Here is a 20,509-nt window from a genome sequence, read left to right on the forward strand (position 1 = left end):
CCGTAACAGGCGGTATGGGATTTTCCTTTATATCCATTCTCTCCGCGCATCATGGGTATATCGTGGAATGCTCACAACAATTATTCAAAGACTGCCGAATGTTATTCCTGTCTAATCCAAACGCTTAATTCCTTGGATACACGCGGATAAAACGTAAAACAGCGTATTCTTGTATACATGACTGAAAACAAGAAGGCACAGATTGGTGTTACCGGGCTTGCCGTCATGGGCGCTAACCTAGCGCGCAACCTGGCACGTAACGGGTACACCGTAGCACTGCATAACCGTTCTGTTGAGAAGACTGATGCCTTGCTCTCTGAGCACGGCGCAGACGGTGACTTCATCCGCACCGAGTCACTTCAAGGTTTGGTTGACTCGCTCGAATCTCCCCGCCGCATCCTGATTATGGTAAAGGCGGGTGCCCCCGTAGACGCTGTTATTGAGCAGTTAACTCCTCTTCTTGATGAGGGGGACATTATTATTGACGGCGGTAACTCTCATTTCCCCGATACTATTCGCCGTGAACGATCTCTTGCAGAAAAAGGTATGCACTTTGTGGGCGTCGGCGTTTCTGGCGGCGAAGAAGGTGCCCTCTGGGGACCCTCGATTATGCCGGGGGGTTCGGCTGAATCCTACAAGCACGTAGGCCCTATGTTAGAGAAAATTTCAGCAAAAGCGCCGCAGGATGGTTCTCCCTGTTGCGCCTGGATCTCTACCGATGGCGCAGGACATTTCGTCAAAATGGTGCATAACGGAATTGAGTACGCCGATATGCAGGTTATTGGCGAAGCCTACGATATTCTACGTTCTGTTGCAGGTATTGAACCCGTCGAGCAGGCTGAAATCTTCAAGAAATGGAATGAGACCGACCTCAACTCGTATCTGATTGAGATTACCTCGGAAGTCTTGGCACAGGTTGATGCGAAGACTGGTAAACCGTTGGTAGACGTTATTCTTGACCAGGCCGGTCAGAAGGGTACCGGTCGTTGGACCGTTCAGGCTGCTCTTGACTTGGGAGCTCCAGTATCCGCTATCGCTGAATCTGTCTTCGCTCGTGCCCTGTCTTCTTCAGATGTTAAGGCGCGTGCACAGGCTCAGCAGGAACTTCCTGCTGGTCTCATCGCGACCACCGGAGTTGGTGCAGGCGATCCCGAATTTGTCGAAGACGTGCGCCGTGCGCTCTTTGCCTCCAAACTGGTGGCGTATGCACAGGGTATGGATATGATCGCTCGTGCCGGGCAGGAATACGGCTGGGATCTGCACCTTGACACTATCGCATCGCTCTGGCGTGCCGGATGCATTATTCGCGCGGAGCTTCTGGGCGATATTATGGCGGCTTATGCGGGCGAGGTACCGGCCAATATGCTTCTCGCGCCCGCCTTCAAGAATCTGATGGAAGAGCTTGTTCCTTCTTGGCGCCGTGTGGTTGCAAAGGCTACCGCGTTGGGCGTGCCGGTTCCGGTCTTCTCCTCGGCGCTCTCTTACTATGACGGACTGCGCCGCGACCGTCTGCCCGCAGCCCTTATTCAGGGGCAGCGTGACTTCTTTGGAGCGCACACCTATGGACGTGTGGACGCAGAAGGCGCATTTCACACTATGTGGAGCGGTGACCGTTCAGAAGTAAACGCTGCAGATATCCACGTTCACTAGAACCTGGATCTTAAGAACAGCGTCAATAAAAGGGGTGTGGCTGCTTCGTGAGAAAGCAGCCACACCCCTTTTTGCCTGTGTTTTGTCCGTATGTGCGCGATCCAGTGACCGACAAGACTGAGAATCTTGAGAACACGCTGCGAACAATGATGCTCCGTCTGCCCAAAGAAGACCTGGAGTCGTGGGTGGTTCACACGGGTAACACCGGATTATCGGTGGGTTTAATGACCTTATTCAGGGTACAGAAACCTTATATCGTAGTAGTTGCACTATTGAGGTTTGCAGCGAGATGCCGTCATAGATAAAACACCACAAACCTCATAGAGAGCACCACTCAAGATTAGATCCACATTGCTGGGTCGATATATTCCACAGCATCGACCAGAGGCTTCTTCTTCTCGGGTGTACGCAGACGATGTTTCGCAGGGATACCCGTAATTATGGAATCACGCGGATGATCGTTTACCACCACGGCATTTGCTCCGATAGCGCTATCTGCCCCAATAACTACTGGCCCCAAAACCTTAGCACCAGCACCGATTGTTACTCTATCTTCAATCGTAGGATGGCGCTTAACTTTTTCAAGCGAACGGCCACCGAGAGTAACGCCGTGATAGAGCATCACATCATCACCTATTTCGGTGGTCTCACCAATAACGATACCCATGCCATGATCGATAAAAAAACGCCGCCCAATGACGGCCCCTGGATGGATCTCGACACCGGTCAAAAAACGGGTGAGCTGCGAGAGGGTACGAGCTAGAGATTTCGTGCCGTCCTTTTGCCAAAGTTTGTGTGTAAGCCGGTGAGCCCATATCGCATGCATGCCCGAATAGTTAAGCATGATTTCGCCAGCCCCACGCGCCGCTGGATCATGCTCTCGAACATTTTCAATGTCTTCGCGCAGACGGGCAAAAAATCCCATAATCTTCTTTCTGTTACCGTAGATACTTCCCCAAGGTACCAACATCGAAGCCAGTTTTCATATTAGGCGCGCCTGCGCCGCACAATATTGATGTTGACCCTTTATTGCGTACAACTAGAAAAGAATGCTGAAATTCCCTATTCTTCTCTGAGCAGAGGAAACGCCCCACAGCACCGTAGCGAACGGAAGCGTGGGGCGTTGTTTCTTGAGGAAGGTTAGCCGCGGATATCTTCGTAGAGTACCGTAGAGATATAGCGTTCACCGAAGTCGGGAACAACTGCAACGATCAGCTTATCCTTATTTTCGGACTTCTTAGCTTCTTCCAATGCTGCATAGACGGCTGCGCCGGAAGAAATACCACCCAGGATACCCTCCTGGGTTGCTAGTGCGCGGGAAGTGCGGATTGCTTCCTCACCAGATACTGCGATGACCGAATCGTAGATTTCGCGGTCGAGAGTATCCGGCACGAAGTTAGCGCCCAAGCCTTGAATCTTATGCGGACCAACGCGGCCTTCAGACAGGAGCGGTGAATCCTGAGGTTCAACGGCAACAATCTGCAGGTTGGGGTTCTTCTCCTTCAAGTACTTGCCAGCACCGGAGATAGTACCGCCGGTACCGATACCCGATACGAAAATATCAATCTTGCCGTCAGTCGCATCCCAAATTTCAGGGCCGGTGGTCTTGTAGTGAATAGCAGGGTTTGCCTCATTGGAGAACTGCGATGCGAGAATTGCGTTGTCCGTGGTGGCAACGATCTCCTGTGCCTTCTCAACAGCGCCGCGCATGCCGTCGGTGCCGGGAGTGAGAACAATTTTCGCACCGTAAGCGCGAAGCAGTACTCGACGTTCAGCCGACATGGTCTCGGGCATTGTCAAAATAACGTTGTATCCACGTGCTGCACCAACCATTGCAAGGGCAATACCGGTGTTTCCAGAAGTCCCTTCGACAATGGTACCGCCGGGCTTGAGAGCTCCGGCTTCTTCAGCGGCATCAATGATGGCGCGGCCGATGCGGTCTTTCACAGAGCCTGCGGGGTTGTAGAATTCGAGCTTGACGGCTACGTTGCCGGGCAAACCAGCATCGAGGCGGTTGAGTCGAACAAGGGGAGTCTGACCAATAGCATCAACAATGCTGTTTACGATCTCTGCCACAGTATTTAATCCTTTAGTGTGTGGTGAAAAATCCGATTGATTTTCCGGGGAACCTTGGGTACGTGAGAAACTTTACTACGCTGCGGGTAGCGGTGTAAGTTTACCCGTCACAGTTCGTAATATGCTACTGAGTTGGGAATAAAAACGCTGGCGGCGGTGTAGCAGGCAATAATTTTTCACCCTTAATAGTCCGCGTGCCGTATATATTTCCCATTGGAAAATTATACGGCACGGCGTTCCTTCTCGAGGTTCTAAGCGGTACTAATGGTCGAGTGAAAGAATAGTCCAAGCGTTATTCTGGTACTTTGCTTTGATATCGATATCTTGATCTAGATTTAATCTGTTGTTTTGAGTGTCGGTTGCCGTACCGTCTTTAACAGTCCATGCGCCAAAATCGACTTTGAAATGACCCGGCCAGGTATATGTATCACCATCTTTGGTGGGAGAACCAGCTTTGAGGGCGATGGTTACAACGGGGTTATCGGTCCACGTATTACCCCCGAGGAAAGGGGAGTTAGACATAAAGAATACTTTGGTTCTCTCAGGAATATTGACCTCTTGAAGATAGCTCGTATCTCCAGTACGCAATGCATATTGCATGGCAGCCGCGGCAAAAGCGAGGGTTGAGTATAGCCCGCCGGTTGAATCATCGTTGATGTCTTGAGGCTTCTTGGGTTTTGGAACATTCTGCGCTGGATGCTCCTTTGTTGCGGGCTCATAAGAACCTGCAGATTCGTCATAGGAATCAAGTTTGACTTCGCCTTGGTACTCTTTGCCGCATGCGGTGAGCATTGGAATAACCGCGAGACTCAGTATTCCTAAAGTGGTAAATCTGAGCGTGTTACGGCGGGAAAATACCCCGGAAGTAGGCATGATGAAGTAGTCCTCTCTCATGGGATGGGTTGGTGATGGTTTTAGCTTACCTAAACTTTATTATTTGGTACAAGCTTTTAATGTATTTCGCACAAAGTTAACACGCACTCTAAACGCTTTTGTTCGAGTCGCATTTATACAAGCGTGGAAAGACAGCATTTTGACGAGCAGGTGACTGACTGCCAGCTGCTCGTAGAACTAGAGTTAAGCACAAGAGTCGAGAGAGTCGTCGCACACATTCTGATACCCGCGTTGTGTCGTCTGCTGGACTCTTGTTAATTGGTGTCTTATCGGTACGAAGACTGCTGCTTTGGTGGGTAGGGGGAGCCTCACATAAATATTTTTCTGCCGCACGTATCTTGGTATGCGGTACAGAAAAGAGATTTGAAAAATAATCGAGAAGATATAAAAACACCGTATACTCAACGTTTGTGAGCATACGGTGTTGTGCTGCGGAACGATACCTATTAGTCGATATCCATGTGTAGATCCCACACGTTATTGATGTAGCGGCCTACAGCCTCGCCCTGCATACGTACGTAGCGTTTATCAGAAGGGGTATCTTGCTCTTTACCCTTATTGAAGAGTTTTTCGCCCAAATCAATGGTGAAATCGACGGTCCAGTTATAGGCACCCTGCGCGATAGTAGGCTGCTTGCTGCTAATAACCATTGTGGCCGAAGGCTTTTCGTACCATGTCTTTTCTTCGATACCCTTCATCGTACGATCGGCGTATTTCTGGAGTGCATTCAGGGTATCAGCATCGGTGCTGACCTCCCGAACATACTTCATATCGCCGGTCTGCAGGAGGTAATCGACAGCAGCACCAAAATATGCAAGCGCAGAGGCGAATCCTGCAACTGTGTTTTGGTGCATTGCTTCGGGAATAACGGGGGTGGGTACGTTCTGCGCGGGAGATTCCGCCGTAGCGGGCTGGTACTCTCCGGGGGTTTCGTACTGCTCTAGCTTAGCGACTCCGGAGTAGTCTTTACCGTCGTTGACGAGTTCCGTGGGAGTCGGGGTGGGGGTAGGTGATTCGGAAGCTGAGGGGGTAGCAGAAGCTGAAGAGGAAGCGCTGGAGCTCTTCGTCTGAGAAGTGCTTGCGGAGGCTGAAGAATTAGATTCTTCTTTCTTATCGCTGCCGCACGCCGCTAAGAACGCGACACTTCCCATACTGAGAATCCCCAATGCTGCACGACGATTCAGAGCCGAAGACATCGTTATACCTTTCGTGTGAATGCATTAATCCCGTATAAGTCTAAACGTAAAACAAAACGAGATACTTGATTGTACCGAGGAATGTGACCTAACCCTAACCGAAGGTGAGTAACGTTACCGTATAAGGTAATACCTGGCATGGAGAGGGCATGGGTCTCATACGTACTTAAAATGCCCGGGCAAAGGCTTATTGCCATGCCCAGCGCAGACTTAGAAGTCCCGTATTTTTCTCTAGAGAATCCGGTGAAGACTAGTCAGCAATATCCCGAATAGCCCATGCGCCATCGGTGTATTTTGCCTTGATTTTTCCTTCACTTGTAACTTTTTGCTCATTTTCTGGAACGTTGATTGCTCTGTGTTGAGCGACCGCCCAGTCGCCCTTGGTGAGTGTGAGCTTTGCAGGCCAAAAGTATTCGTTGTCCTTTTGCTCCGGTTGATCGGTAGTGAGCTCAATCGTAACCGTGGGATTGGAGAGCCAGGTAGAACCATTGGTGATCTCTTCGATGGAATCTACAGTATGTTCTAGCTTGACCTCTTTGAGGTACTGGGCATCGCCCGTAATAAGCCGGTATTGCAGTGCAGCCGCAAAGAACGCGATAGTCGAGTAAAGGCCCGCTACTGAGTTGTCATTCATATTAGTAGGCTTGACAGGTTTGGGTACGTTCCGTGCCGGATGCTCGCGTGACGCTAATTCATAAGTTCCGGCAGATGTATCGTAGCTATCAAGCTTAGCCTCGCCCTTATAGCTCGATCTTTCGGCGCTGTTTTGCGACGTATTGCCACACGCAGAGAGTACGGTGATTCCGCCCAGTCCAACAGTACCGAGGGCGGTGATGCGCAGGAGGATTCGGCGCGAAAAAGTGAAAGACATAAAATGCCCCTTCAACGTTGAAATAGCACTAGCTTCTCAAGTGTAGCTCTACATAGAAGACGCCCTGGCAAGATAGATATAGGGGACCCGCGAAATAGTTATACGTTGCTGTGCAGGAACCCCAATAGTTCACAGGGAAAGTAACACTGCTGCGCAGATAATACCGTATATGCAGGGCTCTCCGACATGTGAGGGAAAATACATATCTAGAGGGTATATGTCGAGACATAAAACCCTTAGTTTGACTTTGAAGAACGCAAGGTGAAGAGCAGGAATTCAAAATACCCAGCCTCCGGGTTCCTGCATCAACAGAACCCCGAAGGCTGGGCAAGGGTAACGAACAGCTATTATTTCTTGGGATTAGCTGCTTGCTCTTCGGTTGCCGCAGGATCTGAGGCTCCACCCGTTGCCGATGCAGCAGGACTTGCTGCCGCATTTCCCGAGCTCTTCGTGCCATAGGATAGATTGAGTTCCCAGGATTTCGTGGTGGGATTGTAACGCCCACGGAAATCACAGTCCTGGGTAGAGACTCGCTCTTCCTCCTTAACCGGTTTTATTTCGCCGTTTGTCACGCTTTCAGCACCGTAATCGAACGTGTAAACGCTCTTGAAGAGCAGGTTTCCATCGCTCATAATGGCGGGCTGCGACTCCTTGAGCTCATACCAAGCAGATGGATCTACATACCAGGTTTTCTGTTCAATTCCTTGAGCGATGGATTTAGCAAGCGCCTCATTTTCTTGGGCATCGTTACCTGCAAGTTTGACCTTTTTTACGGCGTCAAGGCTGCCGGTTTTCACTAGGTAATCCATGGCTGCAGCATAGTAAGCGACGGTCGCGTGGAAGCCTGTCACGCTATTTTCGTTGGCGTTATCAGGCAGCTTAGGCATAGGTGCGTTTTGTGGGGGATGTTCGGTGTTGCCTGGTTCATAAGTGCTACCCGGTTCAAAATTGTCAAATGTAATACGCCCGGAATAGTTATTGCCGTCGTCGCTATACCCGTGTGGGTTTGAGGATTTTGGGCTTGGTGCAGAGCCGTTAGCGTTATTGCCGTTTGATGTGTTGGTGGAGCTGTTCGAGGAACAAGCGGCGAGCATAGTGAGTCCGGCACCTGCTAAAACGGCTGTAACAGCTTGCCTGCGAGTTAAGTGCTGTGACATGGAAGCCTTTCGATGATTATGAGGGTTAAAGCGCATAGTCACCTTCACCCGGATGCGGTTGGAGAAGAAAATATTATGTCTCTATATTCTCATGCGGAGGTGCCGCTGAGCCTTCTTAGTTCTAGGACGGACTCGCGCCTGCCGTGGACTGCTGGTCACGAACTGTGAGTGTGAGGGACCAGGCTTCTTTCTCGAAGGTGCCTTGGATAGTACCCGCATAGTGGAATTTCTGCTGCTCGGCAGGTATTGCACTGGCCTGAGAGTTGACGACCTGCTGTTCTCCCAAACTGATATCGAGGGTGTATCGCCAATCTTTTCGATAATCGTTCACGGCTGTTGGCATGCGTGAGGTGAGGGAGAGCGTGGCTTGAGGAGAAACATACCAGCTTTTGGCAGCCTGACTCTCACCAGTCTCGTCAGTGAAAAGCAGGAGAGCTTTGGTGAACTCGGGGTTGATCGTGATGACTTCCAGAGGATTGGTGTCACCGGTAGCCAAGAGATAATTGAGCGCCGCATTGAGGTAACCGATGGTATCGTAAAAACCTGCAATGGAGTTTTTGCCCATATTCTCTGTTTTGATGGGGACCGGAACGTTTTGCGCCGGATGTTCTGCGTTTGCGGGTACATAAGACCCTGCCGAGGTGTTGAAGCTCTCGAAAGCCACCTCACCGCTAAAATCGCTGCGTACATACTGACTTACCGAAGGGTCACTCGTAGCATGAGTTTGCTGGTTTCGAGAGCATGCGACTATCAAAGTGGTGGCTGCAGTGCCGAATAACCCTGCCCCAACGGTACGTAATACACAGCGTCGGGAATAGGGAAGTGAAGTTATCACGCGGAACCTTTCACGTTAAGAAATAAAGGATTAGGGGTTTAGTAATCGGCGGGTATGGTACTCACCTTTGGGGTATAGGTAGAAGTCGGTTGTGGAGCGGGTGTATAGGCTCGTGTGGGCTTTGCCGCTGGGTCAAACTGCTGTGGGGAGATGATGAGCCACCTGTCCTTCACCCATTGCGCGTAGAGAGCCGTAAAATCGCGTATTTCATCCTGCGAAAGCGGTTTCGTCACGTTTGTCGTTTTATTGATGAGTGTTCCGTTTTCCTGGGTAGCGGTGCATTCCCACGAGAATTTGCCGTTATGCTCTGTCGGTTTCTCCGAGACGGAGATTTTCCAGGTACCTCCAACGATCCAACTATTATTAGGTTCGGCGTACAGAGTTTCCCAGGCCTTAAGCCGCTCAAGATCGACGGTGTTTTCGCTATGTACCACTTTGAGAGCAGGGGTGAGATCTCCAGTCATGCGTGCATAGTTAATACACGCCACATAATAGGCGAAGGTGTTTCGCAACCCCTGAAAATCCTCTTTGAACATCAGGTCGTCTTCTTGGGGGATGGGAACGTTCTGAGCCTTGTGATCGGCAGTTGCCGGGTCTGCCTGGGGAACCGGAACGACCTTTTCCCCGGTTTCGGGGTTCATACTGGGAGTGACCGGGGTGGCGGAATCGTAACGTTGCCAGAGTAGCTCTCCCGAAAGATTTCCATAGTGCGCGCCTGTCTCTGAAGGGGATGCTCCCTCAGCGGTTGCTAAACCAGCGGCAGAATCAGAGGAATCGCTAGAGGCACATGAAACTAATAATGGCGCGGCGGCAACGGTGCTGCCAGTAAAGATGAAGAACTGGCGACGTGAAGGGCGCATAGCAACTCCCAAAATATCGTTATTTCCAGAAAATCTGAAACCCGGGTTTAGTGTGTAAAACCAGACTAGGGCGTGGTGGGTGAAAGCACAAACGTACAGCGACCTAAACCATGATATTAGGCTAGAGTTACGCAAAATACAGCGCTTCGACTCTGTTTACGGCACCTAAAATTCGTGAGGTAAGCAACTTAAACTCACAGGAAACACTCTAAGTTTCCTCAGCAAGCATGCAATAAAGTGTGAAACAATAGCGCACGTGCAACACACAAACGATGAGCGTGTATATTCTGCACGCAAACTCCTAGATGAGCTCACTCTACCCCTCGATACCGCTGATGTTACTCGGGCGAGGGAACAAGTGCGTTCTCTGAGTAAACAGTACGACGATTACATTCTGCCGCGGCTTACCGCTTTGGAGGCACCCCTTACCGTGGTAGTTGGTGGTTCTACGGGTGCCGGTAAATCGACTTTGGTGAATACCTTGATGGGAACCCCCGTATCCCGTTCCAGTGCGCTTCGCCCCACCACTCGGCAGCCAATCTTGCTTTATCGTGCTGAAGACTCCGAATACCTGACCCCCGAACGTTTTCTGCCTACCCTAGAACGGCAGGAGATGGCATCTATCTCTGAAACTTCACCACGCCGGAGTGACATTTGGGAGCTGCCAGGTGCCGAACATCATCTGCACGATACGCTTATCAGCGTGCAAACTAGCGCTCTGCCGCGCGGCATCGCCCTGATCGATGCCCCCGATATTGATTCGGTCTCCGACGAGAACCGCAGGCTTGCCAACGAGCTCTTATCTGCCGCCGACCTGTGGCTCTTCGTCACAACTGCTAACCGTTATGCGGATGCCGTACCCTGGGATTTGCTGCATCGCACTGCCCAGCGGAATATTGCTGTAGCAGTCGTTCTCAACCGAGTTCCCGAAGGGGCTGCGGATGAGATCGAGTCCGACCTTATGCGGATGCTCACCGAAGCCGGTATAACACCGGTTATTCTGCATAGTATCCATGAACAGCCGCGAGACGAACAGGGGATGCTGCCCGCAGAAGCGGTAGCGCCTCTAACATCCTGGCTTGAACAGCTTGGTGCGGATGCGCCAGCCCGTGCAGCGATCGCGCGTCGCACCCTGGCGGGCGCTATCACCGGTGCCGGTAACTCTCTACAAGAACTTGCTGATGCACAAACCCGTCAGGTGGAAACCTACACCGGATTAGAAACTGCGGTGACCTTAGCCTATGAGGATGCGCTCGCCCGTGTGGAAGATTCTCTCACTGACGGCTCATTGCTTCGTGGCGAGGTTCTGGCCCGGTGGCACGATTTTGTGGGAACGGGCGACTTCTTCCGCTCTTTGGAGAACCGCATCGGACGGCTGCGGGACAGGTTTGCCGGAATGTTGACCGGTAAACCGGCAGCGACCACGCGGGTTGAGCAGGCTCTCGAAACGGGTCTGCACGCCGTTGTTCTTGATGCCGCTCAACGTGCGCATGAAACTATCCATCGAAGCTGGGGAGCGGAACGAGCAGGGCGCGTACTCTTACAGGAGATTGACGAGAGCCCGTACCCTCCGCACAGCGCCCAGGCTCGTGCGGAGCTTGATGAGACTATCGCCGCAGAAATACGAGCCTGGCAAAGTTCTGTACTTGATATGATCCGTGCTGAAGGCAGCGGCAAACGCCAGCGAGCGCGCGTGCTCTCCCTGGGAGTTAACGCGACAGCGGTGCTGCTCATGATGGTGGCTTTTTCGGCGACTGGCGGACTCACCGGCATCGAAATTGGTATTGCGGGAGGATCTGGGGTCGTTGGATCTAAGCTTCTTGAATCGGTCTTCGGGGAGGACGCTGTGCGCCGCATGGCGACTCGCGCTCGCAGTGATCTAGTGGCACGCCTAGAAACCCTGCTCAAACGGCAATCCGAAGATTACCGGCAGGTGCTTTCTTCCCGTGAACCGCGCATACAGCCGGACGAAATTCGTGTCGCTGCCGAACAGCTTCATGAATTAGGTCAAGAACTAGATCATGATCCCTTGGCTCGACGTGAAGACTCGCTTCAGAACTCGGGGCTTGTTCAGCACATGCATGACGATACAACACAGCCATTACCTGTTACGAACTCTCGCCAGGAGCACACACGATGAACTCATCTTTAGCATCCGCTACGCCGCGCGGGTCTTTTGAAGAACGTGCGCTTCGCCTTCACGATGCGCTCAGTCTGGGTCTTGACGTTATTCCTGATACCGTGCAGGAGAACGCATCCGCAACGCTGAGCCGTGTCATGGAACGTCGGCAGCTTTCGGCGGAACACACTGTAATTGGTTTTTTCGGGGCCACCGGAAGTGGAAAATCCACCCTTTTCAATACCATTGCTGGGATGCCCCTGGCACGTACCGCCGTTACACGACCGACCACCTCAGAAATTCAGGCGGCGATTTGGGGGCGGGACGGAAGCGAAGAGCTTCTGGACTGGCTCAAGATCGAAAACCGGGTCTACCCCGAGGAGAACGAATCGATACGCCAGATTCGTACCCAAACACAAAATTCGGCGGCAGATTTTGCAGCACCCCACGAAATCGTAGAGCCCGTTCCTGGCATGTGGAATAAGCTCAAAACGGCGGTTGGGCGCGGGCAGACCCGCACACGATCTGGCGGGCTGATCCTGCTGGATCTGCCCGACCTTGACTCGGTAGCGCATCACCACCGGGAGCAGGTAGAGCGCATGCTCTCCTATGTGGATGTGTTGGTGTGGGTCCTCGACCCCCAAAAGTACGCGGATGCGGCGGTACACCACGATTTTTTGGCTCCCCTCTCCACTCGTGGGCATCGCATGGTATGCGTTCTGAACCAAGCAGATACCCTAGATTCCCATGAGGTTCCACAAGTACTTGATGCGCTCACGGAGCTTTTAGAAGCGGACGGTATTACGCCTCTGCTCATTACAGCCCCATTTGCACTCTCGGCGCATACCGGCGAAGGCGTTTCTGCCCTGCGGTCGTTGTTAGGACGTGTGGCGGCTGAGAAAAATGCGGCGTATGAGCGTACTGAGGCGCAGCTATATGCGATTCGCCGTGATCTTGCAGACTATCAGGGTGGTGAAGCACCTCTTCATGAGCCTGACTACGCCGTTGATGAGCTGACGGAAGGCTGCTTTCAAGCCTGCGGGGCTGTTGAAGTTCTTGATGCTGCAGAAGCCTCGTATCGTCGTCGTGCCGTTGCCAACACAGGATGGATAGCTACGCGGTGGGTTGCTAAGTTCCGTGCCGACCCGCTTAAGCGTCTGCATCTTGGAGACGATACTGCGGGTACTCATAGCGCGAGTGAATCTGCACCACAGAAATCTCCGATGCATCTAACGGCTAGTTCGTTACCGCCGCTTACTGCAGCTCAGCAGGCAGCATTAGCTCAGGCAGCGCGCGGTTATGGTGAGTCTGTAGCCCAAAATATTGAAGCTCCCTGGAAGCAACGTATCCAGAACGCCGCCTTGACCCGAGAACAGGATTTTCCGGAGGCCTTTGAGAGGGCGATCGCGCGTGTAGACTATAACACTACCCAGTCACGTTTCTGGTGGAAGCTACTTAACGCGGTGCAATGGATTGCATTTCTAAGCCTTTTGGGAGGCGTAGCCTGGCTGACTGCAATGGCATTTGCAAGCTACCTGCAGATACCTCTGCCGCCTGCGCCCGTACCCGAAGGATCCCCCGTACCTGTACCCACACTTCTACTTATCTTGGGGGTGCTTTTAGGGATCCTGGGTGCTGTATTGGGTAGGGCACTGGTGAATGTGAGTGCCCGTGCATACCGGCGCTCCTTGCGAATGCGCATGATCCAACAGTGTGAAAACGCGGCACAGCAGGTTATCGTAGCGCCCGTATTGGCAGAATGCGAGAAGCTCAGGCGCTATAGGCAGGCTCTGACATAAGAATGAACATTTAAACAGCATGAGGGGTGTGGAACCAACTAGTCGGTTCCACACCCCTCTATGGTTTTGACCTAAGCTACTATACGTTCCGAAGCGCTTGTGAAATCTTATGAGCCGCATCAACAACAACCTCGGCGTATTTGCGACCGGGCTGCATGCCAAGTCTTTCGATAGGACCGGAAATAGAAACGGCTGCAATAACTTTGCCCGACGGTGAACGTACGGGAGCAGACACGGAAGCCGTGCCGCGCTCACGTTCACCTGCCGACTGTGCCCACCCTAATCTGCGCACGGAAGCAAGCATGGCAGCGCTGAAATACGCATCTTGCAGACCCTCAACAAGGCGGTTCTGGTCTTCCCACGCCAAGAGAACCTGGGCGGCGGAACCAGCCTTCATGGAGAGCTGCGTTCCTATAGGAATTGAATCATGCAGTCCAACGGGACGTTCTGCGGATGCTACGCATACGCGCCAGTTTCCTTGACGCCGGTAAACCTGTGCCGACTCGCCGGTTACATGGCGAAGCTGATTTAAAACCGCTCCTGAAGCCGCCAGGAGGTGATCGGCACCAGCCGCATTTGCCAGTTCCATCAGGCGAGGACCCAACATAAAGCGCCCCTGAACATCGCGTGCCACCATACGGTGGTGAGAGAGCGCCACCGCCAAACGATGCGCCGTTGGGCGAGCTAATCCGGTGGCTTTAACAAGCTGCCCCAGCGTGACCGGACCAGCCTCTAGGCATGAAAGAATAAGCGCGGCTTTATCAAGTACCCCCACGCCAGAGGAGATGTTTGGTTCGACCTCAACAACCTGTTGGTCATCCGTGAGAGTATGGGGAGTCTTCAAAGGAGTCGAAAGCCCCGACGTATCGCGAGGGTGACGTGCTCCAGGCAACGGTGTAGACGATGGTGCAGATGTCATAACTCTAGTTTAGCTCAGTGCATCTCAAAATGTGGAAGATAGGGCGCACTTCATAGACTCTTCCTCTGAACCTGCCCATGATGGAGGAACCCTGAATACCAAATTTTTGAAATATATTCCAGGGGCAAGAATATATGTGTTATAAGGCACTATATATCTATGATTGGCGGAAAGCCCGCCATATCAAAGCAGGAGGAAAAATGGCAGGGGACAATACTGCTGCGACAAGCGCTATACCCACATTTGTGAAGCGCCCGCGTACTCTCGCCGAAAACGTCTGGGAGAACCACGTCGTGGTGCCCGGGCAAGATGGCAAACCCGACCTTCTCTATATTGACCTGCATCTTCTGCATGAGGTGACCTCGCCCCAGGCTTTTGAAGGACTACGCCTCGAAAACAGGCCCCTGCGCCGTCTCGACTTGACGATCGCAACTGAAGATCATAATACCCCCACCGAAAATATTTTCTCGACCATTGCGGATATTACTTCGCGAACCCAGATCGAAACCCTGCGTCGTAACACCGCGGAATTTGGCGTGCGCCTTCATCCGCTCGGCGATATCGAACAGGGTATCGTACACGTAGTCGGCCCGCAGCTGGGATTGACCATGCCCGGAATAACCGTCGTCTGTGGTGACTCGCACACCTCAACCCACGGGGCTTTCGGTGCACTTGCCTTCGGCATCGGCACCTCTGAGGTTGAGCACGTGATGGCAACCCAAACCCTGCCGCTGGCGCGCTTTAAAACAATGGCAATCAATGTCGAAGGAACCCTAAAACCTGGAGTAACCGCCAAAGATATTATTCTTGCCGTTATCGCTCAGATCGGTACCGGAGGTGGGCAGGGATACGTACTCGAATACCGCGGTTCCGCGATACGCTCCTTGTCTATGGAAGGGCGTATGACCATCTGCAATATGTCGATTGAGGCAGGCGCGCGTGCGGGTATGGTAGCTCCCGACGAGACTACTTTCGAGTATGTTAAAGGACGCCCTCACGCACCCAAGGGGCAAGATTGGGAGGATGCGCTCGCCTACTGGAAGACCCTTCCCACCGACGAAGGGGCTGTTTTCGACAAAGAAATCTTTATTAATGCAGACGAGCTTGAGCCCTTCGTTACCTGGGGAACAAACCCGGGTCAGGGTGTGCCGCTGAGCCAAGCGGTTCCCGCACCTGAAGACTTTGAGGATGAAAACGACCAGGCAGCCGCATCCCGTGCCCTGGAGTACATGAACCTTAAAGCTGGAACTCCCATGAAAGATATTCCGGTGGACGTCGTATTCTTAGGTTCGTGCACTAACTCACGCATTGAGGATTTGCGTGCTGCCGCCGAAATCATTCGTGGGCGTACCCTTGCCTCAGGCGTGCGTATGATGGTCGTTCCCGGCTCACAGAAAGTTCGCGCACAGGCCGAAGAAGAAGGCCTAGATAAAATCTTCAAAGACTTTGGGGCAGATTGGCGCTTTGCCGGATGCTCTATGTGCTTGGGCATGAACCCCGACCAACTGGCACCGGGGGAGCGATGCGCATCCACCTCGAACCGAAACTTTGAGGGACGCCAGGGTAAAGGCGGACGAACCCATCTTGTCTCGCCGCTAGTCGCTGCCGCAACGGCGGTTCGCGGAACCCTCTCATCACCTTCTGACTTAGAACCACACGCAGACAATGCCCCTGCGGCGGCGTAAAGGAGAACATTGTGGAACCAATTATTAAACACACCGGAATTGGTGTTCCTCTGCGCGTCTCGAACGTGGATACCGACCAAATTATCCCGGCGGTTTACCTCAAACGCGTAACGAAAACAGGCTTTGACGATGCCCTCTTTGTGAATTGGCGTAAGAACCCCGAATTTGTTCTGAACCAAGAACCTTATAAAAATGGGTCAGTGCTGGTGGCGGGCCCCGATTTTGGCACAGGGTCCTCGCGTGAGCACGCGGTCTGGGCGCTTAAGGATTACGGGTTTCGAGTCGTTATATCGTCACGATTCGCCGATATTTTTCGTGGTAACTCAGGTAAACAAGGACTCGTTGCCGCTCAGGTGGCTCAGGATGATGTCGAGTTGATTTGGAAAGCTCTTGAGCGGGAACCTGGTACCGAAATTACCGTTGATTTAGAGAATAAGACGGTAACTGTGGGTGCCCTCGTGGTGCCTTTCCAGATTGATAATTATGTACGCTGGCGTTTGATGGAAGGGCTTGACGATATCGGGCTTACCCTTCAGAACATTGAGGCCATTAAAGACTACGAGGCGCGCCGCCCCGCGTGGATGCCCCGAACTCAGGAAGTCTAGACTGGACACTCGGTGAGGTGCGTACCCTGTGACATCAGGGTACGCACCTCACCGAGCGTTACGGGGTGTATCAGAAACACATTATTGGTATGTTGCTGGGGTTTGATGGTTATATGAGGTGGTTCTTCGAGGAAGTTTATGAGCGGCATCTTTGAACTATCTCGATAAACATCGCGAAGCACAGGTTCTACACAGCTCTTCCGTTTGTAGCAGCCCGTTCGAGAACGTAAAATGATAGCTTGAAAGTCTGTGCAGACCTATTAATAATTCGTTAATGGCGCCGGACCTCAGCACTAACAGCAGTTCTTGTCGGCCCCACCGAGCCGACCGTTCGAAGGATTAGTTATGTCCCTTAACATCAGCGAACTTCGCATTGAGGGTGGTACCCCTCTTAAAGGCGAAGTCCACGTTCGAGGCGCCAAAAACCTCGTACCTAAAGCGATGGTAGCAGCGTTGCACGGATCCACCCGTTCGACCTTGCGTAACGTACCAGACCTAAGCGATGTTGAGATTGTAACTACCCTTGTTGAACTTCACGGTGCGAAAGTTAACTATGATCCTGAAGCCGGTATTCTCACGTTAGATCCCGCCCAAGACGCGAAGACTGCGGCCGATAACGCTGAAGAGATTCAACTCTTCGGCGGTAACTCACGTATTCCGATCCTGATGGTAGGCCCGCTTCTGCATACGCTCGGTACCGCGCGTATCCCTAATCTAGGTGGATGCAAAATTGGTGATCGTCCTATCGATTACCATATGGATGCGCTCCGTAAATTTGGTGCCGTCGTTGAGAAAGATGATGAAAGCGGCACTACTCTGAACGCTCCCGATGAAGGCCTGCACGGTGCTGAAATCGAACTCAATTACCCCTCCGTAGGGGCTACCGAACAGGTTCTTCTGACTGGTGTGCGCGCCCGCGGCACCACGGTTTTGAAGAACGCCGCTATTGAGCCCGAGATTATTGATCTTATTGCGGTTTTGCAGAAGATGGGTGCAATCATCTTCATTAACGAAAACCGCACCATTATTATTGAGGGGGTTGACGCCCTAACCGGGTACGACCACACCGCCTTGGCAGACCGCAATGAGTCCGCTTCCTGGGCATCCGCCGCGTTGGCAACCGGCGGAGATATTTTTGTGCGCGGCGCTTCACAGAAGGATATGACTGCTTTCCTCAACCAGTTCCGGAAGATGGGCGGTGAATTCGAGGTTACCCCGGAAGGAATCCGCTTTACTCACCCCGGCGTGATTACCCCCGGCGCAGAGCTGAACCCTATCGTGTTTGAGACCAACGTGCACCCCGGTTTTATGACCGACTGGCAGCAGCCGCTTGTCGTTGCGCTCACGCAGGCAAAAGGAACTTCTATTGTGCACGAGACCGTGTACGAAGAGCGTTTTGGGTTTACTAATGCCCTCAAACAGATGGGCGCCGATATTGTGGTTATGCGCGATTGCATCGGCAGCGAGTTTTGTCGTTTCCACGGTAAGAGCTTCGGGCACTCCGCTATTATTAGCGGCTCTACCCCGCTTAAGGCCGCTGACATTGAGGTTCCCGATCTGCGCGGTGGATTCTCGCATATTATCGCCGCTCTAACAGCAGAAGGTACATCCCACGTTACGGGTGTTGAAATTATCGCGCGCGGTTACGAGAACTTTGAAAAGAAACTCGAAGCTCTGGGCGCAAAGTTTGAGGTACTTGCCCGCAAACAGAGCAAGACTCCTAAGCCCGATGCAGAAATTGAGATTGTTGTGCCAGAAGAGGTTGAGGTACAGGGCTAGTATGAGCGGTCAACAGGGGAAAAAAGCACTACCCACACTTGAGCCTACCCCTCAAGGAGATAAGCTCTTTAAGGTTCTTGGTAACGCTGCGCGCGTGGTGTATAAAGGCATAGCCCGCATCGAAATTATCGGGAGCGAGAACTTCCCGACCGACCGAGGCTATATCGTGGTTGCTAACCATTCCACCGAGATAGACCCTGTGACCGTTGCACTCCCTATTTTCAATAACGGAGTCTTCCCGCGGTTTTTAGCGAAGGACTCTTTGTTCCGAGCGCCCGTTCTGGGATATATTATGCGTAAAATGGCGCATATTCCCGTGATACGCGGCTCTGTAGACGCTCGCAAGGCGCTTATTACTGCCCGTAAAGTTGTAGAGGCTGGCGGCGCTGTAGTGATTTACCCTGAGGGGACAACTACTGGCGACCCCGAGGGCTGGCCCATGCAGGCCCGTACGGGTGCTGCCCGTCTTGCCCTCGCAACTGGTGCTCCCGTAGTACCGGTGGCGCACTGGGGTGATGAGCAGATTCTTGGGTATGACTACGAAACCGTGGATGGTGGCCGCGTCAAAGAGCATCGTAAGGTTTCCCTATTTCCCCGTAAAACGGTCAAATTGAAAGTGGGTAAGCCTCTTGATATCACCTCTTTGATCGATGATCACTCGCCAGAGGCAAAGCATACACGCACTGAGCTTGGGATCGTGACCGACGCTATGCTTGACGCCGTGACCGAACTGCTGGAAGACATACGTGGCGAAAAGGCGCCAATCGGTCGTTGGAATCCCCGAACCAAACGTCGTGAAGCTCCCGGTGAAATGACGGGGATAGCTGGTAACCTGGGCGAACCGGATCCTAAATAGGAGGCGAGGTTATGGCTCTTTTCACGAATTCCGCTGACAACAGCGAACCGGCTCCACGTAAGGTAGTAAAAATTGCGATCTTGGGTGCGGGAAGCTGGGGGACCGCATTCGCCAAAATTGTGGCTGATTCGGCACGAGAAAATAAAACGGGCGTTCAGGTAGTCCTTATTGGCCGCAGCGAACAAGCTATGGCAGAGTGCTCTCAGACTAGGGAAAATAGTAAATATTTTCCGGGGATGAAGCTACCTGAGAACCTGGAATTTACGGCGGATGCTCCTACCGGGCTTACTGATGCCGATTTGGTGGTACTGGCTTTACCCTCACAGGTGCTACGTTCGCAGCTTCAACTTTATGCTCGCTATATTGAGCCGCATGCCCTGCTGGTTTCGCTTGCGAAGGGATTAGAAACCGGCACCGGTTTGCGCATGTCCCAGGTGATTACCGAGGAACTTGAGGAAGCCTTGGCGATGCGCGGCGCAGACATCCGCACTATCGGGCATATACCGCATCGGGTATGCGTGCTTTCAGGGCCGAATCTTGCTACTGAGATTATGGGGGAGGAGCCAACTGCTTCCGTCGTCGCGGCACGCACACTGCCCATCGCAGAAATTGTCGCGCAGGCTTGTGCCTGTAGCTATTTCCGCCCCTACACGAATACCGATGTGGTGGGTACGGAAATCGGTGGTTTGGTGAAGAACGTGATCGCCTTGTGCGTCGGCATCTGTGAAGGCCGCAATTACGGTGATAACTCCAAAGCCTCAATCATGACGCGCGGACTTGCCGAAATTACTCGTCTTGCGGTCGCACTGGGTGGTGAAGCAGCAACAATGAGCGGGCTTGCGGGGATGGGAGATTTGATTGCTACCTGTTCATCGCCGCTTTCACGAAATCATACTGCCGGGCGTCTACTTGCCGAAGGGGTAAGCCCGGATAAACTCAGCGAACATATGAGCCAGACAGCGGAATCCATCAAATCAGCCCCCGTCGTAGCGCAATTGGCACGCCGTCACGGAGTCGAAATGCCTATCGTGGAAGCGGTCGTTGCTGTCCTGACTGGACGCATCGAGATCGGACAGCTGGCACCGCTGCTGCTGGGACGCCGCCTGAAGCGCGAAGGCCATTAACATCAAGATCTTCCGCAAGAAAATTTTTGCGGCAAATAAAACAACTAATACAGCACGTGTGCGCAGACATGGGCGCTTGAGGGG

17 protein-coding genes are annotated in these 20,509 nt (G+C 52.7%); 8 read left to right on the forward strand and 9 right to left on the reverse strand.

What is annotated here, in order from left to right; all coding sequences use genetic code 11:
* The first annotated feature begins 177 nt into the window (after positions 1-177).
* Positions 178-1,650: an NADP-dependent phosphogluconate dehydrogenase gene (gndA, locus tag HMPREF2981_RS07855; RefSeq protein WP_070662161.1), complete on the forward strand. Its 1,473-nt coding sequence runs from the start codon at positions 178-180 to the stop codon at positions 1,648-1,650.
* Positions 1,651-1,990: 340 nt separating this feature from the next.
* Here the strand turns inward: gndA and epsC are convergent, their stop codons facing one another.
* The 8 genes from epsC to HMPREF2981_RS07895 all read right to left on the reverse strand — a co-directional run bounded on the left by epsC (position 1,991) and on the right by HMPREF2981_RS07895 (position 9,539).
* Complete coding sequence (gene epsC / locus HMPREF2981_RS07860) at positions 1,991-2,575, reverse strand: serine O-acetyltransferase EpsC (RefSeq protein WP_070662164.1); 585 nt, start codon at positions 2,573-2,575, stop codon at positions 1,991-1,993.
* Between the two features lie 215 nt (positions 2,576-2,790).
* A complete protein-coding gene (gene cysK / locus HMPREF2981_RS07865) occupies positions 2,791-3,726 on the reverse strand; it encodes a cysteine synthase A (protein ID WP_004004913.1) in 936 nt (311 codons plus the stop codon).
* A gap of 261 nt (positions 3,727-3,987) precedes the next feature.
* Entirely contained in the window at positions 3,988-4,599 is a 612-nt protein-coding gene (locus tag HMPREF2981_RS07870) for a DUF6318 family protein (RefSeq protein WP_246825401.1), read from the reverse strand.
* Positions 4,600-5,066: 467 nt separating this feature from the next.
* A complete protein-coding gene (locus HMPREF2981_RS07875; protein ID WP_048751519.1) occupies positions 5,067-5,816 on the reverse strand; it encodes a DUF6318 family protein in 750 nt (249 codons plus the stop codon).
* Between the two features lie 250 nt (positions 5,817-6,066).
* On the reverse strand, positions 6,067-6,687 hold the full coding sequence (locus tag HMPREF2981_RS07880) for a DUF6318 family protein (RefSeq protein ID WP_070662170.1): 621 nt from the start codon (positions 6,685-6,687) through the stop codon (positions 6,067-6,069).
* Positions 6,688-7,034: 347 nt separating this feature from the next.
* Positions 7,035-7,844, reverse strand: a complete 810-nt coding sequence (locus HMPREF2981_RS07885) for a DUF6318 family protein (RefSeq protein WP_141745432.1) — start codon at positions 7,842-7,844, stop codon at positions 7,035-7,037.
* A gap of 121 nt (positions 7,845-7,965) precedes the next feature.
* Positions 7,966-8,679, reverse strand: a complete 714-nt coding sequence (locus HMPREF2981_RS07890) for a DUF6318 family protein (RefSeq protein WP_004004908.1) — start codon at positions 8,677-8,679, stop codon at positions 7,966-7,968.
* A gap of 38 nt (positions 8,680-8,717) precedes the next feature.
* Complete coding sequence (locus HMPREF2981_RS07895) at positions 8,718-9,539, reverse strand: DUF6318 family protein (protein WP_246825402.1); 822 nt, start codon at positions 9,537-9,539, stop codon at positions 8,718-8,720.
* 256 nt (positions 9,540-9,795) lie between these two features.
* Between HMPREF2981_RS07895 and HMPREF2981_RS07900 the strand changes: the two genes are divergently transcribed.
* Positions 9,796-11,679 carry a dynamin family protein gene (locus HMPREF2981_RS07900; protein WP_070662173.1) on the forward strand — a complete coding sequence of 628 codons (1,884 nt, stop codon included), beginning with the start codon at positions 9,796-9,798 and terminating at the stop codon, positions 11,677-11,679.
* Positions 11,676-13,457, forward strand: coding sequence for a dynamin family protein (locus HMPREF2981_RS07905; protein WP_070662176.1), 1,782 nt, complete (start codon positions 11,676-11,678; stop codon positions 13,455-13,457). The genes HMPREF2981_RS07900 and HMPREF2981_RS07905 overlap by 4 nt, the downstream gene beginning before the upstream one ends.
* Positions 13,458-13,536: 79 nt before the next feature.
* Here the strand turns inward: HMPREF2981_RS07905 and HMPREF2981_RS07910 are convergent, their stop codons facing one another.
* Positions 13,537-14,376, reverse strand: a complete 840-nt coding sequence (locus HMPREF2981_RS07910) for an IclR family transcriptional regulator (protein WP_244864735.1) — start codon at positions 14,374-14,376, stop codon at positions 13,537-13,539.
* Positions 14,377-14,576: 200 nt separating this feature from the next.
* Here HMPREF2981_RS07910 and leuC point away from each other — a divergent pair, with 200 nt between their 5' ends.
* From leuC to HMPREF2981_RS07935, 5 genes are all read left to right on the forward strand, one after another.
* Complete coding sequence (gene leuC / locus HMPREF2981_RS07915; RefSeq protein ID WP_070662180.1) at positions 14,577-16,061, forward strand: 3-isopropylmalate dehydratase large subunit; 1,485 nt, start codon at positions 14,577-14,579, stop codon at positions 16,059-16,061.
* Between the two features lie 11 nt (positions 16,062-16,072).
* Entirely contained in the window at positions 16,073-16,666 is a 594-nt protein-coding gene (gene leuD / locus HMPREF2981_RS07920; protein ID WP_013399252.1) for a 3-isopropylmalate dehydratase small subunit, read from the forward strand.
* Positions 16,667-17,011: 345 nt separating this feature from the next.
* Positions 17,012-18,445 carry a UDP-N-acetylglucosamine 1-carboxyvinyltransferase gene (gene murA, locus HMPREF2981_RS07925; protein ID WP_004004898.1) on the forward strand — a complete coding sequence of 478 codons (1,434 nt, stop codon included), beginning with the start codon at positions 17,012-17,014 and terminating at the stop codon, positions 18,443-18,445.
* 1 nt (position 18,446) lies between these two features.
* Positions 18,447-19,301, forward strand: a complete 855-nt coding sequence (locus tag HMPREF2981_RS07930; RefSeq protein WP_004004897.1) for a lysophospholipid acyltransferase family protein — start codon at positions 18,447-18,449, stop codon at positions 19,299-19,301.
* 11 nt (positions 19,302-19,312) lie between these two features.
* Positions 19,313-20,425: an NAD(P)H-dependent glycerol-3-phosphate dehydrogenase gene (locus HMPREF2981_RS07935; protein ID WP_070662183.1), complete on the forward strand. Its 1,113-nt coding sequence runs from the start codon at positions 19,313-19,315 to the stop codon at positions 20,423-20,425.
* Positions 20,426-20,509 lie beyond the last annotated feature (84 nt).

It is taken from the genome of Rothia sp. HMSC069C01 (assembly GCF_001814655.1).
Classification (GTDB): domain Bacteria; phylum Actinomycetota; class Actinomycetes; order Actinomycetales; family Micrococcaceae; genus Rothia; species Rothia dentocariosa.

Excerpts from the sequence above, each read along its gene's own strand:
- gndA (WP_070662161.1), top strand. The coding sequence starts at position 178 with ATGACTGAAAACAAGAAGGCACAGATTGGTGTTACCGGGCTTGCCGTC.
- epsC (WP_070662164.1), bottom strand. The coding sequence starts at position 2,575 with ATGGGATTTTTTGCCCGTCTGCGCGAAGACATTGAAAATGTTCGAGAG.
- HMPREF2981_RS07870 (WP_246825401.1), bottom strand. The coding sequence starts at position 4,599 with ATGCCTACTTCCGGGGTATTTTCCCGCCGTAACACGCTCAGATTTACC.
- HMPREF2981_RS07875 (WP_048751519.1), bottom strand. The coding sequence starts at position 5,816 with ATGTCTTCGGCTCTGAATCGTCGTGCAGCATTGGGGATTCTCAGTATG.
- HMPREF2981_RS07880 (WP_070662170.1), bottom strand. The coding sequence starts at position 6,687 with ATGTCTTTCACTTTTTCGCGCCGAATCCTCCTGCGCATCACCGCCCTC.
- HMPREF2981_RS07885 (WP_141745432.1), bottom strand. The coding sequence starts at position 7,844 with ATGTCACAGCACTTAACTCGCAGGCAAGCTGTTACAGCCGTTTTAGCA.
- HMPREF2981_RS07895 (WP_246825402.1), bottom strand. The coding sequence starts at position 9,539 with ATGCGCCCTTCACGTCGCCAGTTCTTCATCTTTACTGGCAGCACCGTT.
- HMPREF2981_RS07905 (WP_070662176.1), top strand. The coding sequence starts at position 11,676 with ATGAACTCATCTTTAGCATCCGCTACGCCGCGCGGGTCTTTTGAAGAA.
- HMPREF2981_RS07910 (WP_244864735.1), bottom strand. The coding sequence starts at position 14,376 with ATGACATCTGCACCATCGTCTACACCGTTGCCTGGAGCACGTCACCCT.
- leuC (WP_070662180.1), top strand. The coding sequence starts at position 14,577 with ATGGCAGGGGACAATACTGCTGCGACAAGCGCTATACCCACATTTGTG.
- murA (WP_004004898.1), top strand. The coding sequence starts at position 17,012 with ATGTCCCTTAACATCAGCGAACTTCGCATTGAGGGTGGTACCCCTCTT.
- HMPREF2981_RS07930 (WP_004004897.1), top strand. The coding sequence starts at position 18,447 with ATGAGCGGTCAACAGGGGAAAAAAGCACTACCCACACTTGAGCCTACC.
- HMPREF2981_RS07935 (WP_070662183.1), top strand. The coding sequence starts at position 19,313 with ATGGCTCTTTTCACGAATTCCGCTGACAACAGCGAACCGGCTCCACGT.